This window comes from Methylobacterium sp. WL6 (assembly GCF_008040095.1).
Classification (GTDB): Bacteria; Pseudomonadota; Alphaproteobacteria; order Rhizobiales; family Beijerinckiaceae; genus Methylobacterium.
Map to the genome: position 1 here is coordinate 1 of NZ_VRVH01000057.1, position 22,387 is coordinate 22,387.

The following is a 22,387-nucleotide window of genomic DNA, read 5'->3' on the forward strand; positions in this document are numbered from 1 at the left end:
GCCCGAAGCGCCGCGCCTCGTCGCCGCGCTGCGTGCGGCGGTCGGGCCGATCGACGAGGCCGCGGGGCGTCTCGGGGCCTCGAAGCGCCGGCCGGACGGTGCGGCCCCGCACTGACCGGACGGAGCCGGACCCGACCGGATCCTTTCGGGGCGAACGAGATCGATGCGGCGCAGGGCGCCGGGAGACCGCCGCGGGGCGGAGGATGGAAAGCGAGTCGATGGCTGAACAGATGCTCGGGCGAGGCGTCCCGCTCTACCGGCGCCGGATCGGGCGCCTCGCGCTCGACACGGCGGCCAGTGCCGGCCTGTCGCTCGTGCTGGCGGCCTCGCTCGTCGTGTCGGCGACGGCGCAGGACGCCGGATTTGCCGACAAGGCCGCGCCGATCAAGCTCCAGCTCAACCGGCTCGAGCCCGCCGACGATTCGTGCCGCGCGACCATCGTCGTCGACAACAGCCGTGGGACGGCCCTGAAATCCTACAAGCTCGACCTGTTCGCCTTCGACACCGACGGGATCGCGCAGAAGCGGGTCGCCGCCGAGCTCGGCCCGATCTCCGCCCGCAAGACCACCGTCAAGATCTTCAACTTCCCCGGGATCGCGTGCCCGAAGCTGAGCCGCGTGCTGCTCAGCGACGTGCTCGCCTGCGAGGGCGGGGACGCCACCCGCGAATCCTGCCTGGAGCGCACCGAGACCGAGACCAAGGCGAACGTCCCGTTCGATCGCTGAGCCGACCTCGCCAGCGGGCACGCCGGCGAGACCTCGTGAGAACCGACCCGCCCGACGGCCCCGCGCCGCCGGGCGGCCCGCGGCCGTTGCCGCATCCGAATGACACCCGAGGGAACCCGCAATGGATCCGACTTCCGCCCCGATCGACGCCGGTCACGACTTCTCGTTCGTGGGCCTGTTCCTGCAGGCCGACCCGATCGTGAAGGGGGTGATGATCCTGCTGGTGGTCGCCTCCCTCGCCTGCTGGACCGTGGTGTTCGAGAAGATCGTCCGGCTCGCAGCCGCCCGGCGGCAGGCCAAGGCGTTCGATGCGCTGGTGCGCTCGGGCGGCAACCTCGAGACCGGGATGAAGGGCATCGCCGGCCACGTGGTGAAGGCAGCCCTCGACGCCTGGCGGGACCAGGACGCCTCGGAGACCCGCGCCGAGCGGCGCGACCGGATCGAGCGGGCCATGCGCGCCGCGCTGACGCTGGAGGTCAAGCGCCTGCAGAACGGCCTCGCGCTCCTGGCGACCTCCGGCTCGACGGCGCCGTTCGTCGGCCTGTTCGGCACGGTCTGGGGCATCATGAACTCGTTCTCGTCGATCGCCCGCAGCCAGGACACCTCGCTCGCGGTGGTGGCGCCGGGCATCGCCGAGGCGCTGTTCGCCACCGCGATCGGCCTCGTCGTCGCGATCCCAGCGGTGATGGCCTACAACAAGCTCGCCAACGACGTCGGGCGGATCCAGAGCACCTTCGTCTCCGGCATCGGCGTGCTCGGCAACCGCCTCGCCCGCGACCGCGGCGTCCAGCACCGCGCCGCCGCCGAGTAGCGCCCCCCGGCGATCTCACGATGCGCGAGCCCGGCCCCGCGAAGGGCGGCCGGGCCTTCCATTCCCGCAGCGGCCGCCCTCGAGGGCCGGGCCGCCGATCCCGGAGGACGCCGCATGGCGATGGGTTCGATCCGCGCGAGCGGTTCCGACGATGACGATCTCGACACCGCACCGATGTCGGAGATCAACGTGACGCCGATGGTCGACGTCATGCTGGTGCTGCTGATCATCTTCATGGTCGCGGCGCCGCTGATGACGACGGGCGTGCCGGTGCAGCTGCCGAAGACCTCGGCCGCCAAGGTCGCGCAGTCGCAGAAGCCGGTCGAGGTGACGATCGACAAGGACGGCAAGCCGTCGATCGCCAAGGAGATCTTCACGAACGAGACGCTGATGCCGCGCCTCCGCGCCATGGCGGCCGAGAACAAGGACCAGGTGATGCTGGTCCGCGGCGACAAGGACGTGCCCTACGGCAAGATCATGGAAGTGATGGGCCTCGTCGGACAGGCGGGCTTCACCAAGGTCTCGCTGATCGCCCAGTCGCCCGGCGGTGCCGCGCCCGGCGCGTCTCCGGCGGCGCCCTCAGGTGGGGCGGCCAACGGGGCGGCTCGGTAAGCCATGTCCGTCATCGCCGACACCGGGGCTCCCGAATCCCGCACGTCCGGGCTCGTGCCCGCCTTCCTCGTCGCGCTCGTGCTGCATCTCGGCGCGCTGGCCGGCCTCGCCCTGTTCAAGCTGACCCCGCCGGCTCCCCCCGGCGAGCAGCAGATCTCGATCGACCTTGCCCCGCTGATGACCGACGCGGACACGCAGGCGCCGAGCGAGACCCAGGCGAGCGAAGCCGCTCCGCCGGAAACCAAGCCGGTCGAGGACCCGGCCGAGGCGGAGCCGACCAAGCCGCCGCCGGAGGTGGCCGAAGCGAAGCCCGACGAGGCCGTGGTCGCGCCGCCGCCGCCCGCGTCCGTCGCGGAGGTCCCGCCCGACGCCGTCGCGGTCGAGCCCGAGAGCCAGATCATCACCTCCCAGGCCGAGCAGGCCGAGCCGCTGGCGCCCCCGCCGCCGGTGGTCGCGCAGGCGCCGGAGCCCGAGAAGCCGGCCGAGCCGCAAAAGCCGAAGGTCGACCTCGCCAAGCTCAAGGCCGAGCGCGAGGCGAAGCTCCGGGCGCAGAAGCGCCGGGAAGAGCTCGAGGAGGCCCGCCGCGAGGCCATCGAGGAGCGCAAGGAGGCGGTCCGCGAGGCTAAGGCCAAGGCCGCCCGCGAGGCCAAGGCGAAGCAGGCCCAGGCCCGCGCGGGCGCGGAGAGCCGGAGTTCCGCATCGTCCTCACGCGAGAACGCGTCGGGCCGGGCCTCGGCCGGAAGCGATCCGAGCGCCATGCGGCAATGGACCGGGGCGATCAGCTCGGCGATCCATGGCCGGATGAACCCCGGTGCCGCGAGCGGCACGGCCGGCGGCACGGCGATGGTGCGCTTCACCGTGCTGCGGTCCGGCCAGGTGACGAGCGCCGGCCTCGCGCGCAGCAGCGGCGTCAGCCAGATCGACAGCGCGGCGCTCGGCGCCGTGCGCGGGAGCCTGCCGGCGGCGCCCGCCGGCGTGACCCAGTCGAGCCTGTCGGTGACGATCCCGCTCAATTATCGCGTGCGCTGAACCGACGTCCGAGCCGCCGGCGGAAGGTGCCGCCGGCGGTCATACGTTCGTTCGTCGAAGGTTAGGCTACGGCTGCACGGGAAAAGTCGCCGTGACTTGCCTTCGACCAGGCCGCGGCATTCGCCATCGGGGCCTCCGGCGTGCTACACAATCACTCGTTCCGCACGCCGCGACGTGTTCGCGGCGGATCGGCGGAGACGATGCGAACCGGCCGCCCACCTGTCCTCGGGTTGCGCCGAGCCTGCCCATCCCGACGCAACGGCGCGCTCCTGCCGAGCGAGGAGCGCCCTTGTCGTGACGGGACCCGGACGGGACGAAAGGAATATGATGAGCGACGAGATCGATACGGGCGCGGACGCCGAGGACGAAGTCCGGACGCCGGAAGAGGAAGCCAAGCACAAGGCCGAGGAGCGGGCCGAGCGCGCGGAACGGGCCGAGCGCATGCAGCGCGAGGGCGCCCAGGCCATGGCGGAGCACATCGCCTCGATCAAGGCCGTCGACGAGCGCACGGTCCGCCTGCGGGCGCTGCGGCTCGCCAAGGAGGCCGCCGACGCGCAGGCCAAGGCCGCCGAGGTGAAGCCGCTGACGAAGGCGGCCGCCGCGAAGGCCAAGGCGGCGGAGAAGGCCGCAGACAAGGCGGCCGACAAGGCCGTGGCGGAGAAGGCAGCCGCGAAGAAGAGTGCGGCCAAAGCCGCCAAGAAGGCCTGAGGCGCGACCATGGCCTTCGACCGCACGCGCCGCATCACCGACCCGCGTCAGGCGGCCGAGGCCGCCTTCAAGGCGGCCACCACCGCCAAGCCCGCCCCGGCGGCCGCACCGCCGGCCCCGCGCCAGCCGCAGGCCGCCCCGGGCGCGCGGGAATCGGTGACGCTCCGCCTCGACAGCGCCGTGCTCGCGCATTTCCAGAAGGACGGCCCGGGCTGGCAGGACCGCCTCAACGACGCGCTCAAGGCGCTCGTCGCCGGCTGACGCGCCACGCCGTCAGGTCGAGCCGCGCCGGATGCGGTTCACCGCACGGTCGAGGGCGCCGAGGAACTCGGACCGGTCGCGCGCCGAGAACGGGCGCGGCCCGCCGGTGATCGCGCCGGCCTCGCGCAGGTCCTGCATCAGGTTGCGCGTCGCCAGCGCCATGCCGATCGACGCGTCCGAGAACGGCTTGCCGTTCGGCCCGATCACCGTCGCGCCCGCCTTCACGCAGCGGCTGGCCAGCGGCACATCGGCCGTGACGACGATGCTGCCCGGCCCGGCACGTTCGGCGATCCAGTCGTCGGCGGCATCCATCGCGTCGCCGACCACCACGCGCTCGATCCAGGGCTCGCGCGGCACGTTCAGGAAGCTGTTGGCGACGACGTAGACGTGCAGCCCGTAACGGGCGGCGACGCGATAGGTCTCGTCCTTCACCGGGCAGGCGTCGGCGTCGACGTAGATCGCCGTCGAGCCGGTCATGTCTGCCGTCTCGCGGCGGCGCGCCGCTCCGCCGTCGCTCGCGGCCGACGGGCCTTCGGCACCAGCCGCGCCGAGAATCCCGCGACCATCAGGAGCACGCCAAGGGCGAACTGCGCCTTCGAGATCTCGCCGCCGATCGACAGCACGATCGCCCGGCCGACCACGACGATGCCGGCGAGCGGCAGGCCGTAGCGCAGCAGCATGCGCAGGGCGGTAAGCCAGCGTCCGCTCATCGCGCGACCCGAAGCGCCGGCCGCTCCGCCTGGATCGGCTGGGGCACCTCGGGGGCCGGCCGCTCCAAGGTCGCCACCGAGAGCGGCTGGCCGCGCCCGCGCAGGGCGTGGGCTCCGAGGGACCGCGCCGCGATCCCGGGCGGCAACCCGCCGAGGCGGGTGAGCAGGTCCTGCGAGATGAGGATGTTCACGCCGAGCGGCCGGCACAGCGCCTCGATCCGCGAGGTGACGTTCACCGCGTCTCCGAAATAGGCGATTTTGTGCCGGTCGACGCCGACTTCCGCCGTGACCACCGATCCGCCGTGCAGGGCCGCGCGCAGCCGCGGCACCGTGCCGAAGCGCGCGGTCCACGCCGGCGCATCCGCCTCGATTCGGTCGAGCACGTCGAACACGCAGGCGACGCAGCGCGCATCCTTGAGGCCGCGCGCCATCGGCCAGGTGATCATGGCGAGGTCGCCGATGTAATCGTCGGTGGAGCCGGCGTTGCGCCGCACCGGCTCGGCCAGCGTCGCGAAGATCGCGCCGAGATACTCCTGCGCCCGGAGGTCGCCGTGGGTCTCGGCGAAGGCGGTGGAGCCGACCACGTCGAGGAACAGGAAGATGCGCTCCTCCCGCACCGGCTTGTGGTAGCGTCCGACGAGGAAGTTCACGAACACCTCGCCGCCGATCAGGTCGCGCATCCGTACGACGAAGACCAGCAGCGCCGAGACCGCGAGCGAGTAGGCCAGCACCCGCGGCGTGATCCGGACCGCCGCCGACAGGCTGTCGGCGGTGAGCCCGAGCGACCAGACCACGAGGCCGCCGAGTGCGCAGCCGAGCGCGATCATCAGCACGTAGAGCAGCTCGGCCGAGGGCACGTACAGCATCGCCGGGAGGCGGCGCAGGCGCGTCTGAAGCCCGGAGAGAATCAGCCCGCGATCGAACGACAGCACCGTCACGCCGACGGCGAGGCCGTAGATCAGGCCGGCAGCGAGCGAGGTGCCGCCGACGAACAGGAGGTTGTAGAGAAGGCCGGCCCCGCCCGATGCGACGACGATCAGGGCCCAGAACCAGCGATGCTGCGGCAGCATTCAGCGATCCGCCTGGGCGGGGAGCGGGACGGGAGGCGGACAGGCAGCGTGCACGAAACCGATCCTGAAGCGTTCTCGAACCGGAGAAGGACGTAGCCCGCGGGACGGCGCCACGTTTCGGAAACGGGACATCGTCCAAAGTCTAGGTCCGGACCCCGTGCTGAGCCATTGCTCAACGTCCCATGATGGCGCGATTAAGGCGCGGGCGCCATCCGTTCGCCGATCGGGCGGCCGCGCCGCAGACATCGGACCTTCGGGGCGCGCCGCGCGCCCCAGCGAGACAGGATCCACGCGATGCACGCCAGACCCTTCGGCTCGACCGGCCTCAACGTCCCGGTCATCGGGCAGGGCACGTGGCACATCGATGCCACGGCCCGCGACGGCGCGGTCGCCGCCCTGCGGGCGGGCATCGATGCCGGCATGACCCACATCGACACGGCCGAGATGTACGGCGACGGCGAGGCCATCGTCGGTGAGGCGATCCGCGGCGTGCGCGAGGAGGTCTTCCTCGTTTCCAAGGTGGTTCCGGGCAACGCGACGCGGCGCGGGGTGGCGCGGGCCTGCGAGCAGTCGCTGCGGCGGCTCGGGACCGACCGGCTCGACGCCTACCTGCTGCACTGGCCCGGCAGCCACCCGCTGGAGGAGACCATCGCCGGGTTCGAGGACCTGCGGCAGGCGGGCAAGATCCTGGCCTGGGGCCTGAGCAACTTCGACGTCGACGACCTCGACCGGGCGCTGCGCATCGCCGGCCCCTACCGCATCGCCTGCAACCAAGTGCTGTACCATCTCGGCGAGCGGGCGATCGAGCACGCGGTGCTGCCGTGGTGCGCCGCGAACGGGGTCGCGCTCGTCGGCTACTCGCCCTTCGGCAGCGGCGACTTCCCGAACCCGTCGAGCGCCGGCGGCCGCGTGCTCGCCGGCATCGCCGCGGCGCACGGGACGACGCCCTACGCCGTGGCCTTGGCGTTCCTGACGCGAATCGAGAACACCTTCACCATCCCGAAGACCGGCCGCGCATCGCGGGCGATCGAGAATGCGGGCGCGGCGAAGCTTCATCTCAACGCGGCCGAGATCGCGATGATCGAGGCGCAGTTTCCGCGCGGGCCGCGGCCGCGAACCCTGCCGATGCTGTGAATCGCGTGCGGTCGTCGCCGCCCTGTCGCGCTACCGTCAGCGATCCCGGGCTATCGGTCGTCCTGGGCACGGGCGGGGAGCTCTCGGAGACGATGATGGCGAAGCGGTCGATCGCGCGGCGATGCCTGGCCGCCATGCTGGCCGGTGGTGCGGCTGTCGCCGCCGGCGGCGTCGCGGCCGCGCCGCTGGCCGGACCCTACGGCGAGACGCTGACGATCGACGACAAGGGCATCACGCTGCGCCTCCCGGACGACGCGGCCCAGCTTCGGATCGGCGGCAAGCTGCAGCTCGATTTCGGGGCGGCCGGCATCCGCCAGCCGGGGTTTGCCGAGCCGTTCTCCGACAACGTCGGCGTCCGGCGCTCGTGGATCGAGAGCTACCTGACGCTCGGCAAATCCACCGAGATCGCGTTCCAGTACGATTTCGCCGACCCGATGCGGCCGATCAACGATGCGGCGATCGCCTGGAAAGGCATCCCGAACATGATCCTCACGGTCGGCAACATGAAGGAGCCGTTCAGCCTCGATCAGCTGATCAGCGACAACAACACCGTCTTCACCGAACGCTCGCTCGCCGACGCGTTCGCGCCGGCCCGCAACTTCGGCTTCGCGATCGGCCGGAGCGGGGCGGACTGGAGCGTGGTCACCAGCGTCTTTGGCGGCAACGCCAACACCGGCATCCGCAGCGAGGGCGTGGCCTCGACCACCCGCGCCACCTTCGCGCCCATCCACACCGACGACGCGGTGCTGCATCTCGGCATCGCCGGGAGCTATCGCAGCCTGCCGCGGGACGAGACGCCGCTCGCCCTGTCGAGCCGCTCCGAGGCCTTCCTGTTCGCCCGCCCGTTCGTGAACACCGGCGACATCCGCGATGCGGCGAGCATCGGCCGGATCGGGCTCGAGGAGGCCTACCGCACCGGACCGCTGCTGATCCAGGCCGAGTACATCCGCACCGAGGTGTCGCGCTTCGACGGGGCGCGATCGGTCGCGTTCCAGGGCGGCTACGTCGAGGCGAGCTACGTGCTCAACGGCGCCGGCCGCGCCTACGCCGTGACGCCGAAATACGGCACGACCTACGCGACCTTCGAGGGCGTCAAGGTCGGCGAGGACGCGCGGGTGAGCCGCGGCGGGATCGGCGTGTTCGAGGTCGCCGCCCGCGTCAGCGCGATCGACCTCGACGACGGCACGGTCCGCGGCGGCATCGAGCGCGACGTGAGCGTCGGGGTGAACTGGTACCCGGACCGCAACGTGCGGATCATGGCCGACTACGTCCGCTCGCGGACCGCGCCGTCGGCGCTCCAGGGCGGCCGCGCCGTCGACGCCGACGTCTTCATCGGGCGGTTCCAGCTGTACTGGTGAGGCCGACGCTGCGCGGCCGGTGCACGCACTCAGCTGGCGAAGAACGCGCCGATGCTGTCGACCATGTAGGCGATCGCGTCCGGCGAGATCCCGGGATAGACGCCGATCCAAAAGGTGTCGTGCATCACCCGATCGCTCGCCGAGAGGTCACCGACCGTCCTGAAGCGCCGCTCCAGCATGTAGGGCTGCCGGGTGAGGTTGCCGCCGAACAGCAGCCGCGTGCCGATCCGGTGACGGTTGAGGTGCTTCAAGAGGTCGTTGCGCCGGCCGCTCTCGCGCAGCGTCAGGGGGAAGCCGAACCAGGACGGCTCGCTCAGCGGCGTCGCCTCGGGGAGGATCAATCGGTCCTCGAACCGGCGCAGGCCGTCCCTCAGCAGCGCGTAGTTGCGCTTGCGCAGCGCGATGAAGCCGTCGAGCCGGTCGAGCTGGGCGACCCCGACCGCGGCCTGCATGTCGGTGATCTTCAGATTGTAGCCGAGATGCGAGTACGTGTATTTGTGATCGTAGCCGTGCGGCAGGTCGCCGAGCTTCCAGTCGAAGCGCTTCTTGCAGGTGTCGTCCTGGCCCGGGGCGCAGTAGCAATCCCGGCCCCAGTCGCGCAGGGATTCGAGCGCGCGCTTGAGCCGGCTCGACCCGGCGAAGACCGCCCCGCCCTCCCCCATGGTGATGTGGTGGGCCGGATAGAAGCTGAGCGTGCCGACATCGCCGAAGGTGCCGACCATGCGGCCGTCATAGGTGGCCCCGAGCGCGTCGCAGCAATCCTCGACGAGGAACAGGTCGTGCGTCTTGGCGAAGGCCGTGACGGCGCCGAGGTCGAACGGGTTGCCGAGCGTATGGGCGACGACGATCGCCCGCGTCCGCGGCGAGAGCGCGGCCTCGAGCGCGCGGACATCGAGATTGTAGGTCGGGATCTCGACGTCGAGGAAGACCGGGACGAGGCCGTTCTGCAGGATCGGGTTGACGGTGGTCGGAAAGCCGGTGGCGCAGGTGATCACCTCGTCGCCCGGCACGAGCCGCCGGTCGCCGAGCAGATGCGAGGTCAGCGCGGTCACCGCGAGGAGGTTGGCCGAGGACCCGGAATTGCAGGTCAGGCAGTAGCGGGCGCCGATGAAGCGCGCGAGGCGCCCCTCGAACGCCGCGTTGAAGCGGCCGGTGGTCAGCCAGAATTCGAGCGCGGAATCGACGAGCAGCCGCATCTCCGGGGCGCCGTAGACGCGGCCCGAGACCGGAACCGGCGATGCGCCGGCCTCGAACGGGCGCGGTGCATGGGCCTTCGACGCGTAGAGATCGACGAGGCGCAGGATCTCGTCGCGGATCCGGTCTGCGCTGGCCGTGGCGTCGAGAGTGGGCGCTTCCGTCCCGTCACCGTCCGCCATGCACCGACATTCCCCATTCCTGTCGCACGGGCGGCTGTTCGAGGCCCCTGCATCGCGCGAGAGCCACGCGCGAGCTATCGTCCGGTATGGTTAACGGAATGGAAACGCCCTGACACTACGGGGTACCGTCGAACCGGTGCGGGCAGGGTGGGAGCACGGCACTCATGAAGGTCGTCATTTTGGCCGGCGGCCGCGGCACACGGCTCGGCGAGGAGACCATGATCCGGCCCAAGCCGATGGTCGAGCTCGGCAACAAGCCGATCCTTTGGCACATCATGAAGTACTACTCGTCCTTCGGGCTGACGGAATTCGTGATCTGCCTCGGGTATAAGGGGTACATGATCAAGGAGTTCTTCTCGAACTATTTTCTGCACACCTCCGACGTGACGATCAACCTGAAGAACAATTCGACCGTCATCCACAACAGCGTCGCCGAGCCCTGGCAGATTACGCTGGTCGAGACTGGCGAATCGACGTTGACCGGCGGCCGCCTGCGCCGCGTGCGCAACTACGTCGGCGACGAGGACTTCTGCATGACCTACGGCGACGGGCTGTCGGACGTCGATCTCGACGCGCTGCTCGCCTTCCATCGCGCGCACGGGAAGCGCGCGACGGTGACGGCCGTGTCGCCGGCGGCACGCTTCGGGGCCATGGCGCTCGACGGCGAGCGCGTGGCGGTGTTCCAGGAGAAGCCGGCCGAGACGAACGACTTCATCAACGGCGGCTTCTTCGTGCTGTCGCCGCAGGTCCTCGACCTCGTCGAGGGCGACAACGTGATGTGGGAGCAGGAACCGATGGAGGCGCTTGCGGCGCAGGGCGAACTCGCCGCGTTCCGGCACCACGGCTTCTGGCATCCGATGGACATGCTGCGCGACAAGATCCATCTCGACGGGCTCTGGGCCGACGGCACCGCGCCGTGGAAGCGGTGGTGATCGCCGGCGCCCTGCCGAGCCCCGCCTTCTGGCGCGGGCGCCGCGTGCTGCTGACCGGCCATACCGGCTTCAAGGGCGCATGGCTCGCGCACTGGCTCGGCGCTCTCGGCGCCGTCGTGACGGGCTTCTCGCGCGATCGCCTCGAAGGCCGGAGCCTGTTTCGAGACGCCGGGCTCGGCGACGGCCTCCTCGACCGCAGGGGCGACGTGCGCGACCTCGCGGCGGTCCAGGCCGTGATGGCCGAGGCGGACCCGGAGATCGTCCTCCATCTCGCCGCGCAATCCCTGGTGCGGCGCTCCTACGCGGATCCGGTCGAGACCTACGCGACCAACGTCATGGGCACGGTCCACGTGCTCGAATCGGCCCGCCGGCGCGGGAACGGCTGCCTCGTCCTCGTGGTCACCAGCGACAAGTGCTACGAGAACCGCGAATGGCCCTGGGGCTACCGCGAGAACGAAGCGCTCGGCGGCCACGATCCCTACAGCGCGAGCAAGGCCTGCGCCGAGCACGTCGCCTCCGCCTACGCCCGGTCGTACGGACCCGGGGCCGGCCTGCGCACCCTGACCGCGCGCGCCGGCAACGTTTTCGGCGGCGGCGACTGGGCGCCGGACCGGTTGATCCCGGATCTGGTGCGGGGCTTCCGCGATGCGCGGTCTGTGGCGATCCGGAACCCGGATGCGGTCCGTCCGTGGCAGCACGTGCTGGAACCGCTCTGCGGCTACCTGGTGCTGTGCGAGCGCGCCCACGACGCGCCGGACCTGCTCGGCCAGGGCTGGAACTTCGGCCCGACGGCGGGAGGCGAGGTGTCGGTCCGCCACGTCGCCGATGCGGTCGCCAGGCTGTGGGCGGCCGACGCGCGCTGGCACGAAGCCGGTGTGCCGGGGCAGCTCCACGAAGCCGGCTTGCTGCGCCTGGATTCGACGCGGGCCCATCGCATCCTCGGCTGGCATCCGCGCTGGAGCCTGGAGCAGGGCCTGGCGGCGAGCGTCGCGCTGTATCGCTCGGACCTGACCGGCGCGCCGCTGCGCCGGCTCCTGTCGAGCCAGGTCGCGCGCTACACGGGGATGCCGGCATGAAGATCGCGAAAAGCTGCGTCTGCTGCGATGGGACGGCGCTGCGCCGCGTCCCGGCGGTGCTGATGCCGTTCCTCGCCCATCGGATCTTCGGCTGGGACAGCGTCGAGATCACGCCGGACTGGGCGATGCGCGATTTGACGCTCGGCCGCGCCTACAGCGTCTGCAACACGCTGGCCTGCGAGGGCTGCGGCCTCCTCTTCCTCGACATGCGCTTCGACGACGCGGAGATGGCCGCGCTCTATGCCGACTATCGCGGCCCCGCCTATCGTGCCCAGCGCGAGCGCTTCGAGCCGGGATACGGCGCCCGCAACGACATCCTGCTCGGCGGCAGCGCCTACATCCCGGCGATCGAGGCGATCCTCGCCGATCACGTCGCGGCGGCGCCGCGCGTGTTGGATTGGGGCGGCGATACCGGCGTGAACACGCCGTTCAAGGACCGAGCCTCGCTCCACCACGTCTACGACATCTCCGACAAGCCGGTCGTTTCCGGCGCCGAGCGGGTGACCCTCGATCAGGCTCGGACCGGACCCTACGACCTCGTCGTCTCGAGCAACCTGCTCGAACACGTGCCCTTTCCGCGCGAGCAGCTTCGCGAGATCGCGGCCGCGATGAATCCGGGGACGATCCTGTACCTCGAGGTCCCGCACGAGGACATCGTCCGCCTCGTCCCCAACTCCGGGGATCGGGCGGCGGCGAAGCGGCACTGGCACGAGCACGTCAACTTCTTCACGGAGGAAGCGATCGACGCGATGATGGAGCAGGCCGGCCTCGAGACGCTGACGCGGATCTCCCATCCGGTCTCGGCCGGCGGCGAGGGCAGCCATGTCTTCTCGATCGTCGCCCGCTCGCGTCGCCCGCTTGAGACACCCACCCGACCACCCCTATGATCGCCGGGAAGATTCGCGGTGATCGCCAGACCCGCGCCGGACGACGCCCCGGAGGCGAGCACCGGCGCGTCCGCGGCGTCCGCTCGAGCGTCGCGGACGTGCCGGCGCAGCGAACAACACACCGAAGCGCCCTGCTGAACGAGACCAACCCCATGTCACTGTCGCGGACGTCGCCTGTCGCCTCTCTGATCCCGGAGCGCCTGTTCATCTTCGAGCTCGCCAACAACCACATGGGCGACGTCGAGCATGGGCTTCGCATCATCGACGAATTCGCAGCCCTGGCCCGCGGCTACGATTTCGCCTTCGCGATCAAGCTCCAGTTCCGCGAGCTCGACACCTTCATCCACCCGGATTTCCAGGGCCGGACCGACATCAAGTACATTAAGCGGTTCTCCGAAACCCGCCTGGACCGCGCGCAGACGCGCCGCCTGGTCGCGCGGATCAAGGAGCACGGGCTGTACGCCATGTGCACGCCCTTCGACGAGGCCTCCGTCGATCGCATCGTCGCGGACGGCTTCGACATCCTGAAGATCGCGAGCTGCTCGTTCACCGACTGGCCGCTGATCGAGGCGATCGGGCGGACCGATCTGCCCGTCGTCGGCTCGACCGCCGGGATCGAGCTGCTCGACATCGATAACATCGTGTCCTTCATGCGCCACCGCGAGCGCGATTTCGCGCTGATGACCTGCGTCGCGCAGTATCCGACGCCCGCAAGCGACCTGCAGCTCAACCAGATCGATCTCCTGCGCGGGCGCTATCCCCACCTGCGCATCGGATACTCGACGCACGAGGACCCGAACGAGACGCTGCCCGTCGCGATGGCGATCGCGAAGGGCGCTACGCTGTTCGAGAAGCATGTTGGCGTCCCGACCGAAACCTACGCGCTCAACGCCTACTCCGCATCGCCCGCCCAGGCGCGGGCCTGGCTGGATTCGGCCCGGAAGGCCTATGCCTGCGCCGGGGTGACGGGAGAGCGGGTCGAGCCGTCGCGGGAGGAACGCGACGCCCTGCGCGACCTGCGCCGGGGCGTGTTCGCGAAGCGGCCGATCGCCAAGGGACAGCGGCTCAAGGCCGAGGACGTGTTCTTCGCGATCCCCGCGCAGCCGGGCCAGGTCACCGCCAACGACTGGTCGAAGTACACGCACTACACCGCGACCGACGACATCCCCGCCGCGGCCCCGGTCACGTCCGCCGCCACGCGGCGGGAGGAGGTCCGGGCACGGATCCTGTCGATCGTCGAGCGCGTGAAGGCCCTGCTCAGCGAGAGCCGCGGGGTGGTGCCGGGCGAGGCCGAGCTCGAGATCTCGCACCATTACGGTCTCGACCGGTTCGATCGGGTCGGCATCACGATGGTGACCGTGGTCAACCGCGGCTATTGCAAGAAGCTCATCGTCGTCCTGCCGGGGCAGTCGCATCCCGAGCAGTACCACGCGCGCAAGGAGGAGACCTTCCACATGCTGCACGGCGATCTCGTCCTGCGGCTCGACGGCGAGGATCAGGTCTGCCGGCCGGGCTCGGTGGTGACGATCACGCCGGGCACGCGGCACGCCTTCGAGAGCCGGACCGGGGCGGTGTTCGAGGAGATCTCCTCCACCCACACGATCGACGACTCGTTCTACACCGATCCGGCGATCGGGCAGAACCCGGATCGCAAGACCTTCCTGCGCTACTGGCTCGCCTGACCGACGCCCCCGGCCGATCTCCGAGCCTGCCGCACCACCGAGAGACCCACCCGCGATGACCACCCATCTCCGGCGCCTGGCCGATTACGTCGCGGAGTTCGTGGCCGCCCAAGGGGTCGGCTGCGTCTTCCTCGTGCCCGGCGGCGGCGCGATGTACCTCGTCGATGCCGTCGGCGCCTGCGCCGCCCTGACCTACGTCCCGAACCATCACGAGCAGGCCTCGGCCATCGCGGCCGAAGCCTATGCGCGGGTGAACGGGCGCCTCGGCTGCGCCCTGGTGACGACGGGCCCGGGGGCGACGAACGCCATCACCGGATGCGCCGGCGCCTGGATCGAGTCCGTGCCGCTGCTGATCATCTCGGGCCAGGTGAAGCGCGACGACCTCATCGGCGCGAGCGGCGTCCGGCAGATGGGGCCGCAGGAGGTCGACATCGTCTCGATCGTGCGGCCGATCACCAAATACGCCGCGACGGTGATGGAGCCGGCGGCGATCCGCCGGCATCTCGAGGAGGCGGTGCATCGCGCGACGACGGGGCGGCGCGGGCCGGTCTGGCTCGACATTCCGCTGGACGTGCAGAACGCGACGATCGACGTCGCCGCGCTCGCCGGCTTCGCGCCGCCGTCGCCCGACGCGAGCACCGGCCCGACCGAGGCGCAGCTGGATGCCGTATTGGGCATGGTGGCGCGGGCGGAGCGGCCGATCATCCTGGCGGGGCACGGTATCCGCCTGGCGGAGGCGGCGGGCGCGTTCCGCGAGCTCTACGAGACGTTGCAGATCCCGGTGGTGACGACGTGGAACGCCGCCGACCTGATCCCGGCGGCCCATCCCCTGAGCGTCGGCAAGCCCGGCACGGTGGCGCTGCGCGCGCCGAACTTCGCGGTCCAGAACGCCGACCTCGTGATCGCGATCGGCGCGCGCCTCGACAACGTCGTCACCGCGCACAACCCGGCCAAGTTCGGCCGCCACGCGCAGAAGGTCGTCGTCGACGTGGACGCCGCCGAGCTGGCCAAGTTCTCGGAGAATGCCGGCTTCTCCTTGAGGATCGAGGCCGACGCGCGCGACTTTATCGGACGGCTCCTGCCGCGGGCGCGCGAGGCCGCGCCGGTCGACCGGTCCGGCTGGCTCGCGCGCTGCGCCGATTGGAAGCGGCGCTATCCGATCAACGACGGCGCGCCTTTCCCGACCCGAGGGCCGATCGGCCATTTCCACCTGACCCAGATGCTGTCCGAGGAACTCCCGGAGGACGGCCTGATCGTCACCGGAAGCTCCGGCCTGGCGGTCGAGTTCTTCCACACCGGCTTCCAGAACAAGCCGGGCCAGCGGGTGTTCCTGACCTCGGGTCTCGGCGCGATGGGCTACGGCCTGCCGGCGATGATCGGCGCCTACATGGCGTCCGACCGCCGGCCCTTCGTCGGGATCGAGAGCGACGGCTCGCTGATGATGAACGTGCAGGAACTGCAGACGATTGCCAGCCTCGGGATGCCGGTTCGGATGTTCGTGTTCAACAACAACGGCTACGCCTCGATCCGCACGACGCAGCGCACCTACTTCGAGGGCCGCTACGTCGGCAGCGGGCCGCAGGCCAAGCTCGACATCCCCGATCTCGTCGCGCTGGCCAAGACCTTCGGCTGGGACGCGTTCGCGATCTCGGACGTCGCCGACCTGCGCGACGGCATCCGCCGCGCGCTCGATCACCCGGGGCCGCTCCTCATCGACGTGCGCGTGATCGAAACCGAGGCGCTGTTCCCGAAATCGGCGGCCCTGCCCCAGGCCGACGGATCGATGCGCTCGATGCCGCTGGAGGACATGTCGCCGCTGCTGCCGCGCGACGAGTTCCGCGCCAACATGATCGTTCCGCTCGATCCGGCCTCGGAAACCGTGCCCGAGCACCTGATCGTCCGGCGCGCACCCGCGTGAGCGACGGCTTCGGCGGCATCGCCTCGGGCGATCTCGATGCGGTGATCGCCCGCGTGGCCCCGGCGCTCGCCGAACTCGATCGTGCCTCGATCTTCCTCACCGGCGGGACCGGCTTCTTCGGGCGATGGTTGCTCGCGCTGCTGGCGCGCGCGCGAACCACGTTGCCGATCGATCTCACGGTCACCGTCCTCTCGCGCGATCCCGGCGGGTTCCTCCGCGCCTCGCCCGATCTCGCGCAACTCGACTGCGTCCGGCTGATCGCCGGCGACGTGCGATCCTTCGCCTTTCCGGCCGGACGTTTCACCCATGTGATCCACGCGGCGACGGACACGAGCGCGGCGGCGGATCGCGATCCGATGACGCTGATCGCGTCGATCACCGAGGGCACGCGGCGCGTCCTCGACTTCGCGACCGCTGCGGAGGTGGGCCGCTTCCTCTACGTCAGCTCCGGCGCAGTCTACGGCCGCCAACCGCCGGACCTCGCGGCGATTCCGGACGATCATCCCGGCGCCTGCGATCCGCTCGATCCACGCTCGGCCTACGGGCAGGCCAAGCGGCTCGCCGAGCAGATGTGCGCGATCGTCTCCGCCCGGACGGCGACGGCCGCCGTGATCGCGCGGGCCTTCGCCTTCGTCGGGCCGGGATTGCCGCTCGACGGGCATTTCGCCATCGGCAACTTCATCCGCGACGCCCTGGATGGGCGGACGATCGTCGTCTCGGGCGATGGGCAGCCGGTCCGCTCCTACCTCTACGCGGCGGATCTGGCGGGCTGGCTGACGACGCTCCTCGTACGCGGCATGCCCGGCACGGCCTACAACGTCGGCTCGGACCAGCCGATCAGCATCGCCGACCTGGCGGCCGCGGTCGCCGCAGAAATTCCGTCGAGCCGCGGCATCGCGATCCGAGGCCTCCCCAGCGCCGGCGCCGACCGCAACCGCTACGTCCCGTCGATCGCCAAGGCCCGGCGCGACCTCGGCCTGGACGTCTGGACCCCCCTCGACCAGGCGATCCGCCGGACCGCCGATGCCGCACGCCGAACAGGATAGGCCGTGATGAGCGGAACCGCGTTTGCCGACCTTCGCCGGCGCCTCGCCGTCCCCGAGCAGGATTTCGCGGGTGTCGGGCGGGGCTGTCACATCTACGGCGCCGGCGGCTTCGGCAGGCGGATCGCGCGCGAACTCGTGCGGCTCGACGTACCGGTCCTGGGCTTCGTCGACCGGACCGGGCACGAGCGATCGACCGTCGACGGTCTACCGTGCCGCCATCCCGACGATCTCGGCGATGCCGAGATCGAAGGATCGGCCTACGTGCATGGGTTGATGAACCATTACGTGCCGTCGCGCTCCCTATCAGAATGGGCCATTGCGCGCGGTTTCACCCAAGTCCTCTTCCCGACAGATCTGTATACGATACCCGGATTCTCGCTCGACAACTATTGGCTCGCACCACCCGCTGCGACGCTCGATCGGCTCGACGATATCGAAGCGCTCCACGATCGGCTGGGCGACGCCGAGAGCCAGGCTCTCTTGCTCGCCCTGCTCGACTATCGGCTTTCGACCGACCCACGGCGCCATCCCGAACTCTGCGCATCGGACGCATACGTTCCCGACTTCCTACCCATCTTCGATCGACCCATCACCTTCGTCGATGGCGGAGCCTATACGGGAGACACGCTGGAGACGCTGCTCGCGCACGACGTCTCCGTATCCGACTGGATCGCTTTCGAACCGGACGAGCGGAACATGGCAGCACTCGTCGAGACCGCCCGAAGGCATCGCGCAACGCTCGGCCGCTACACCTTGATCAAGGCGGGGCTTTCCAATGCGAACGAGACCGTTCAATTCACCGACGGCGACGGCGAAGCGTCGCGAGTCTTGGGCCCGCAGGACTTCGTTGCGGCAAGCACCTCTACGACGGACATCCAAGTGGTCAGATTGGACGACGCCGTCAGTTGCACCGGCGACGTCTACGTCAAGCTCGATATCGAGGGGGCGGAACGCGACGCCCTGCAGGGCATGGAAGAGCTTCTGGCGCGGCGGCCGACGATCGCCGTCAGCGTCTACCATCGTCCCTCGGACCTATGGGACATCCCGCAAATCGTCGCCAACCTCTACCATCGCCCACGGTTCCGCCTGCGGCAGCATGGCCACCACGGCTTCGACACGGTCCTCTACGTCACGCCGAATTAAGACTCTAGGTTGCCGATCGGATCGGCGGGGGCAGGCGTTGAAGCGACCCAGCGCCGCCACATCATGCGCCAAGCCGCGACGACGTCGTCCGCCAGAAGACCATGATCCATGTGCGGACTCGCTGCGAAGCGGCCGCGAAGATCGTGGCGGATGGACCGCAACCACCCCGCATCCTCGGCCAAACGGCTGGCAAGATCCACATACGCGTCGACGGTCGGAGCGCTGAGTTCCAGAAGACCCGCATTCGTCAGGATCGAATGGCCCATCCGGGCCACGAAGTGGCTCCCTTCCAGGGCGATGAACGGCACGCCCATCCAGAGCGTATCGAGGCTCGAGGTGCCGCCATTGTAGGGAAACGGGTCGAGGGCGATGTCGATCTGGTTGTAGAGAACGTAGCGGTTGCTCGGCGAACGCGCCTTCAGGATCGTGCGGTCGAGCGGGACGCCGAGGCGCTCGAGCCGCGCCGCGACGTGGCGCGCGGTCGCCGGCTCGTCCACGTCGGCGATCTCGAGGAGCAGCTTCGAGCCCGGGACCCGGTGGAGGATGCGGCCCCAGGCTTCGAGCGCGGCGTCGCTGACCTTGGTGAAGCGGTTGAAGCAGCCGAAGGTGACGTAGCCGTTGTCTTCCGAGGGCGGATGATCGGCCAGCGGCAGCGAGGCCGCGGGGGCCTGGTAGCACGCGCCGGCGCGCGGGAGGCGCCAAAGCGCCTCGACGCTGAGGTCGTCGCCGACGCCGGGGGGTTCGGCGTGGAGATCGGTGAAGCGATAATCGATCGCCGACATGCCGGTCGTTCCGGGATAGCCGATCCAGCCGACCTGGATCGGGGCGGGCTTGCGGGCGAAGACGAGGATGCGGTTCTCGGCCGTGTGGCCGGACAGGTCGACGAGGATGTCGATCGCCTCCGCCTCGATCAGGTCTGCCGCCTCGTCGTCGGTGAGGCCGCACAGGCAGTGCCAGTGGGCGAAGCTCGCCTTGAGGCGCTCCGTCGCCGCATCCTCGTTCACCGTGTTGGAGAAGGCGAAGGTCTCGATCTGCGTCGTATCGAACCGGTGCAGCGCAGGCTCGAAGAAGTAGTTGACCGCGTGCTCGCGGAAATCGCCCGAGACGAAACCGACCCGCAGGCGGCGCTCGGGATCGCGATCGTTCGCGAACGGGCGGCGGCGCAGCAGCGGATCAGCGAACCGAAGGCCGAAGGCCTGGGCGTCGGCGAAGCGTTCCTCGGCGGTATAGTCGGCGGAGTACAGCTTGGTGAACAGGCGGTTGCTGTGGACGAAGGATAGGCTCGGGTCGATCCGCAGCGCCTCGTCGTAGGCGGCGATGGCCTCGTCGAGCAGGCCCATGTCCATCAGGGCGCTTCCGCGGTTGCTGTGGGCTTGCGCGAAGTCGGGGCACAGCCGAAGCGCCTCGTCGAAGCGGTCGATCGCGTCGCGGAGGCGGCCCTGCTTGCGCAGGGCGACCCCGAAGTTGCTGAAGGTGTTCGGGTTGTTCGGATCGATCTCGATCGATCGGTCGAAGCAGGCATTCGCCTCGCCGTAGCGTCCCTGGCGCGCGAGGATCGTGCCGAGGTTGCCCTTGATCACCGGCGCGTCGTCGTCGAGGGAGACGGCGATCTGCAGGAGGTCGACGGCGAGGGTCAGGCGATTGGTCTGCGCGGCGATGCTGCCGGCCATGTGGAGCGCTTCGACGTGGCCCTCGTCGAGCATCACGATCATGTCGATCAGCGGCTCGGCGTCCTTGAACAGCCGGTCCTCGTAATGCTGGTGCGCTTCGGTGAACAGGTTGGCGATCAGCGCCGTCAGCGTCGCCTGGGTCTCGGCATCGGCGAAGCGCTTCTCGCGGAAGCGCTCGAGCACGGAGCGGGCGTCGCCGACCCGGCGGGCGCCGAGCAGGGCGGTGGCGAGCGAGAGCCAGTAATGCGGCTGGTCCGGCCCCGCCTTCAACGCGGCCGCGAAATGCGGCACCGCCAGCGCGACGCGATCGGTCTGGTTGGCGATGATGCCGAGCTTGTAGTTGGCTTCGGCGTTCTGCGGGTCGGCATCCAGCACCCGGCGATACTGCCGCTCGGCCGCCGCGAGCCGTCCGGCCCGCTGCTCGAGCGAGGCATCCTTCAGCAGCCTCGCGGTCGAGGATCGTCGCTGGGACGCGACCGGCAGGTCGCGATGATTCGTGCGTCGGGCCATGATGCCTCCCCCGCGCGACTGTCGCGTTGCGATGGTTAACGAACCGTTCCGGCCTCGCCCCCGATCGCCGCCGGGCCTCACGCATGAAAAAAGGCCGGGGCGATGCCCCGGCCTCGCTCCGAACGCGCGTGGGCGCAGCCTACCGCAGGAGCTGGAGGATGCCCTGCTGCGCGGTGTTGGCCAGCGAGAGGGCCGAGATGCCGAGCGACTGGCGGGTCGACAGGGCCTGGGAGTTCGCGGCCTCCTCGTTGAGGTCGGCATCGGTGAGCTTGGAGGCGCCGGTGTCGAGCACGTTCTGGAGGTTCTTGGTGAAGTCCTGACGGTTCTGCACCACCGACAGGTTCGAGCCGAAGGTCGAGGCCTGCGAGCGCAGGGTCGAGGACGCGTTCGTCAGGCTGGTGAGCGTCGTCTTGACGTCGTTGTCGATCAGGAAGTTGCCCTGCCCATTCGAGGATGCACCGGAGTTGCCGGTGATCGCCGTGAGGCTGAGGCCGACCGAGGTAGCATCGACGCCCTGCACGTCGAGGTTCGAGGTGTCCTTCTCGTTGAACGAGATGTGCAGCTTGTTGGTGGTGGCGCTGCTCGACAGCAGGTTGGTGCCGTTGAAGCTCGAGTCCTTGGCGAGCTGGTCGATCTGCGTCAGCAGGCTGTTGTACTGCTTGGCGAGGGCCGCGCGCTCCTTGACCCCGGTCACCGTCAGGTTCGAGCTCTGACCCGCCGTCGAGGTGGTGCCGTATTGGGGACCGGAGTTGGCGGTGCCGCTGGTGAAGCCGAGCGCGGTCTGGTCGCCGGGCGTCGAGAACTCGAGGTCGGCGCTGGCGCTGACGACGATCTTCGTGCCGGTCGTGTCCTTGCTGAACGCGTTGCCCGCGCCCTGGGGACCGACCACCGCGTTCAGCTTGGCGATGGTCGTGTCGATGGTGTCGCTGGCGGTCAGCGTGGTCGAGACCGCGGTGCCGTTGACCTGCAAATTGATCGTGCCGGCAGCGGCGGAGAAGGCGGCACCGGCTGTTCCGCTCGTGTTGAGCTGCGTGGCGAGTGCCTGGTTGGCGGTCGACTTGGCCGAGTCCACGAGCTTCTGGATCGAGGTCAGGCCCTGGTTGGCCGCCTGGATCGTCTGCACACCGTTGGAGATGCTGTCGAGCAGGGTGCCGAGATCCGAGGAGCGGTTCGACAGGCTCTGCGCGGTGAAGAAGTTGACCGGGTTGTCGAGGGCCGAGGAGACCTTCTTGCCGGTGGAAAGACGGTTCTGCGTCGTCGACGAGAGCGCCGCCGTATCCTGCAGCGAGAGCAGGTTCTGGCGCGTGGCGGCAGAGAGCGTGACTTCCGATGACATGGGATGATCCGTCTTGCTTAGGCGATGTTAGGGTTAACTAAGCACGCCGTTCCTTGCATTCCGGTTAATGAAGTCTGAGATCTCGGCTGACTGCGCGCGTGATTAGGGAAGGTCGACGATCGAAGACGCATCGCGGACAAAAAAGAAAAAGCGGCCGGGGCGATGCCCCGGCCGCTTCGTCGCGTCGTGATGGTGGGCGGTTGCTTAGCGGAGGAGCTGAAGCACGCCCTGCTGGGCCTGGTTGGCCAGCGAGAGGGCCGAGATGCCGAGCGACTGGCGGGTCGACAGGGCCTGGGAGTTCGCGGCCTCCTCGTTGAGGTCGGCATCGGTGAGCTTGGAGGCGCCGGTGTCGAGCACGTTCTGGAGGTTCTTGGTGAAGTCCTGACGGTTCTG

Annotated in this window: 22 protein-coding genes; 15 read left to right on the forward strand and 7 right to left on the reverse strand. The window is 69.7% G+C overall.

Features of this window, described 5'->3' with window-relative positions:
- The first annotated feature begins 218 nt into the window (after positions 1-218).
- From FV230_RS10570 to FV230_RS10595, 6 genes are all read left to right on the forward strand, one after another.
- Positions 219-725: a Tat pathway signal protein gene (locus FV230_RS10570; RefSeq protein WP_243936754.1), complete on the forward strand. Its 507-nt coding sequence runs from the start codon at positions 219-221 to the stop codon at positions 723-725.
- Between the two features lie 121 nt (positions 726-846).
- Positions 847-1,536 (forward strand): MotA/TolQ/ExbB proton channel family protein, encoded by a 690-nt coding sequence (locus FV230_RS10575; protein WP_147729001.1) that lies wholly within the window; start codon positions 847-849, stop codon positions 1,534-1,536.
- Positions 1,537-1,650: 114 nt separating this feature from the next.
- Positions 1,651-2,148 carry a protein TolR gene (gene tolR, locus FV230_RS10580; RefSeq protein ID WP_147842347.1) on the forward strand — a complete coding sequence of 166 codons (498 nt, stop codon included), beginning with the start codon at positions 1,651-1,653 and terminating at the stop codon, positions 2,146-2,148.
- A 3-nt stretch (positions 2,149-2,151) separates the two neighbouring features.
- Complete coding sequence (locus tag FV230_RS10585) at positions 2,152-3,177, forward strand: TonB family protein (RefSeq protein ID WP_147842348.1); 1,026 nt, start codon at positions 2,152-2,154, stop codon at positions 3,175-3,177.
- 327 nt (positions 3,178-3,504) lie between these two features.
- Positions 3,505-3,885 carry a hypothetical protein gene (locus FV230_RS10590; protein ID WP_147842349.1) on the forward strand — a complete coding sequence of 127 codons (381 nt, stop codon included), beginning with the start codon at positions 3,505-3,507 and terminating at the stop codon, positions 3,883-3,885.
- A gap of 9 nt (positions 3,886-3,894) precedes the next feature.
- A complete protein-coding gene (locus FV230_RS10595) occupies positions 3,895-4,146 on the forward strand; it encodes a BrnA antitoxin family protein (protein WP_147842350.1) in 252 nt (83 codons plus the stop codon).
- A 12-nt stretch (positions 4,147-4,158) separates the two neighbouring features.
- Here FV230_RS10595 and FV230_RS10600 read toward each other — a convergent pair whose 3' ends face one another.
- Genes FV230_RS10600 through FV230_RS10610 form a run of 3 tightly spaced genes read right to left on the reverse strand, consistent with a single transcriptional unit; the run spans position 4,159 to position 5,926 of the window.
- Positions 4,159-4,623 carry a YaiI/YqxD family protein gene (locus FV230_RS10600; protein ID WP_147729255.1) on the reverse strand — a complete coding sequence of 155 codons (465 nt, stop codon included), beginning with the start codon at positions 4,621-4,623 and terminating at the stop codon, positions 4,159-4,161.
- Entirely contained in the window at positions 4,620-4,856 is a 237-nt protein-coding gene (locus FV230_RS10605) for a hypothetical protein (protein ID WP_147842351.1), read from the reverse strand. Before FV230_RS10605 ends, FV230_RS10600 begins: the two co-directional genes overlap by 4 nt.
- Positions 4,853-5,926: an adenylate/guanylate cyclase domain-containing protein gene (locus tag FV230_RS10610; RefSeq protein WP_147842352.1), complete on the reverse strand. Its 1,074-nt coding sequence runs from the start codon at positions 5,924-5,926 to the stop codon at positions 4,853-4,855. Before FV230_RS10610 ends, FV230_RS10605 begins: the two co-directional genes overlap by 4 nt.
- A 294-nt stretch (positions 5,927-6,220) precedes the next feature.
- Between FV230_RS10610 and FV230_RS10615 the strand changes: the two genes are divergently transcribed.
- Together FV230_RS10615 and FV230_RS10620 are read left to right on the forward strand one after the other, a co-directional pair.
- Complete coding sequence (locus FV230_RS10615; RefSeq protein WP_147729258.1) at positions 6,221-7,060, forward strand: aldo/keto reductase; 840 nt, start codon at positions 6,221-6,223, stop codon at positions 7,058-7,060.
- 92 nt (positions 7,061-7,152) lie between these two features.
- Entirely contained in the window at positions 7,153-8,418 is a 1,266-nt protein-coding gene (locus FV230_RS10620; RefSeq protein ID WP_147842353.1) for a porin, read from the forward strand.
- Positions 8,419-8,447: 29 nt separating this feature from the next.
- Here FV230_RS10620 and rfbH read toward each other — a convergent pair whose 3' ends face one another.
- A complete protein-coding gene (gene rfbH, locus FV230_RS10625; protein WP_147842354.1) occupies positions 8,448-9,794 on the reverse strand; it encodes a lipopolysaccharide biosynthesis protein RfbH in 1,347 nt (448 codons plus the stop codon).
- 164 nt (positions 9,795-9,958) lie between these two features.
- Between rfbH and rfbF the strand changes: the two genes are divergently transcribed.
- The 7 genes from rfbF (at position 9,959) to FV230_RS10660 (ending at position 18,478) form a co-directional block, all read left to right on the forward strand.
- A complete protein-coding gene (gene rfbF / locus FV230_RS10630; protein ID WP_147842355.1) occupies positions 9,959-10,726 on the forward strand; it encodes a glucose-1-phosphate cytidylyltransferase in 768 nt (255 codons plus the stop codon).
- Positions 10,723-11,802 carry a CDP-glucose 4,6-dehydratase gene (gene rfbG, locus FV230_RS10635; RefSeq protein WP_246694822.1) on the forward strand — a complete coding sequence of 360 codons (1,080 nt, stop codon included), beginning with the start codon at positions 10,723-10,725 and terminating at the stop codon, positions 11,800-11,802. Before rfbF ends, rfbG begins: the two co-directional genes overlap by 4 nt.
- Positions 11,799-12,689 (forward strand): class I SAM-dependent methyltransferase, encoded by an 891-nt coding sequence (locus FV230_RS10640; RefSeq protein WP_147842356.1) that lies wholly within the window; start codon positions 11,799-11,801, stop codon positions 12,687-12,689. Before rfbG ends, FV230_RS10640 begins: the two co-directional genes overlap by 4 nt.
- A 152-nt stretch (positions 12,690-12,841) precedes the next feature.
- Positions 12,842-14,371 (forward strand): N-acetylneuraminate synthase family protein, encoded by a 1,530-nt coding sequence (locus tag FV230_RS10645; RefSeq protein ID WP_187275464.1) that lies wholly within the window; start codon positions 12,842-12,844, stop codon positions 14,369-14,371.
- Between the two features lie 55 nt (positions 14,372-14,426).
- On the forward strand, positions 14,427-16,289 hold the full coding sequence (locus FV230_RS10650) for a thiamine pyrophosphate-binding protein (RefSeq protein WP_147842357.1): 1,863 nt from the start codon (positions 14,427-14,429) through the stop codon (positions 16,287-16,289).
- A complete protein-coding gene (locus FV230_RS10655) occupies positions 16,286-17,335 on the forward strand; it encodes an NAD(P)-dependent oxidoreductase (RefSeq protein ID WP_210248622.1) in 1,050 nt (349 codons plus the stop codon). The genes FV230_RS10650 and FV230_RS10655 overlap by 4 nt, the downstream gene beginning before the upstream one ends.
- Before the next feature lie 6 nt (positions 17,336-17,341).
- Entirely contained in the window at positions 17,342-18,478 is a 1,137-nt protein-coding gene (locus FV230_RS10660; RefSeq protein WP_147842358.1) for an FkbM family methyltransferase, read from the forward strand.
- Here FV230_RS10660 and FV230_RS10665 read toward each other — a convergent pair.
- From FV230_RS10665 to FV230_RS10675, 3 genes are all read right to left on the reverse strand, one after another.
- Entirely contained in the window at positions 18,475-20,658 is a 2,184-nt protein-coding gene (locus FV230_RS10665) for a tetratricopeptide repeat protein (RefSeq protein WP_187275465.1), read from the reverse strand. The genes FV230_RS10660 and FV230_RS10665 overlap by 4 nt on opposite strands.
- 139 nt (positions 20,659-20,797) lie before the next feature.
- Positions 20,798-21,994: a flagellin gene (locus tag FV230_RS10670; protein WP_147842360.1), complete on the reverse strand. Its 1,197-nt coding sequence runs from the start codon at positions 21,992-21,994 to the stop codon at positions 20,798-20,800.
- A 204-nt stretch (positions 21,995-22,198) separates the two neighbouring features.
- On the reverse strand, positions 22,199-22,387 hold a 189-nt coding region (locus tag FV230_RS10675; protein WP_281408274.1), incomplete at its 5' end, for a flagellin.

Coding starts and splice junctions, on each gene's coding strand:
- FV230_RS10645 (WP_187275464.1), top strand. CDS start 12,842: ATGTCACTGTCGCGGACGTCGCCTGTCGCCTCTCTGATCCCGGAGCGC.
- rfbH (WP_147842354.1), bottom strand. CDS start 9,794: ATGGCGGACGGTGACGGGACGGAAGCGCCCACTCTCGACGCCACGGCC.
- FV230_RS10670 (WP_147842360.1), bottom strand. CDS start 21,994: ATGTCATCGGAAGTCACGCTCTCTGCCGCCACGCGCCAGAACCTGCTC.
- FV230_RS10610 (WP_147842352.1), bottom strand. CDS start 5,926: ATGCTGCCGCAGCATCGCTGGTTCTGGGCCCTGATCGTCGTCGCATCG.
- FV230_RS10590 (WP_147842349.1), top strand. CDS start 3,505: ATGAGCGACGAGATCGATACGGGCGCGGACGCCGAGGACGAAGTCCGG.
- FV230_RS10595 (WP_147842350.1), top strand. CDS start 3,895: ATGGCCTTCGACCGCACGCGCCGCATCACCGACCCGCGTCAGGCGGCC.
- FV230_RS10575 (WP_147729001.1), top strand. CDS start 847: ATGGATCCGACTTCCGCCCCGATCGACGCCGGTCACGACTTCTCGTTC.
- FV230_RS10605 (WP_147842351.1), bottom strand. CDS start 4,856: ATGAGCGGACGCTGGCTTACCGCCCTGCGCATGCTGCTGCGCTACGGC.
- FV230_RS10660 (WP_147842358.1), top strand. CDS start 17,342: ATGAGCGGAACCGCGTTTGCCGACCTTCGCCGGCGCCTCGCCGTCCCC.
- FV230_RS10665 (WP_187275465.1), bottom strand. CDS start 20,658: ATGGCCCGACGCACGAATCATCGCGACCTGCCGGTCGCGTCCCAGCGA.
- FV230_RS10600 (WP_147729255.1), bottom strand. CDS start 4,623: ATGACCGGCTCGACGGCGATCTACGTCGACGCCGACGCCTGCCCGGTG.
- FV230_RS10570 (WP_243936754.1), top strand. CDS start 219: ATGGCTGAACAGATGCTCGGGCGAGGCGTCCCGCTCTACCGGCGCCGG.
- FV230_RS10615 (WP_147729258.1), top strand. CDS start 6,221: ATGCACGCCAGACCCTTCGGCTCGACCGGCCTCAACGTCCCGGTCATC.
- FV230_RS10640 (WP_147842356.1), top strand. CDS start 11,799: ATGAAGATCGCGAAAAGCTGCGTCTGCTGCGATGGGACGGCGCTGCGC.
- tolR (WP_147842347.1), top strand. CDS start 1,651: ATGGCGATGGGTTCGATCCGCGCGAGCGGTTCCGACGATGACGATCTC.
- rfbF (WP_147842355.1), top strand. CDS start 9,959: ATGAAGGTCGTCATTTTGGCCGGCGGCCGCGGCACACGGCTCGGCGAG.
- FV230_RS10650 (WP_147842357.1), top strand. CDS start 14,427: ATGACCACCCATCTCCGGCGCCTGGCCGATTACGTCGCGGAGTTCGTG.
- FV230_RS10620 (WP_147842353.1), top strand. CDS start 7,153: ATGATGGCGAAGCGGTCGATCGCGCGGCGATGCCTGGCCGCCATGCTG.
- FV230_RS10585 (WP_147842348.1), top strand. CDS start 2,152: ATGTCCGTCATCGCCGACACCGGGGCTCCCGAATCCCGCACGTCCGGG.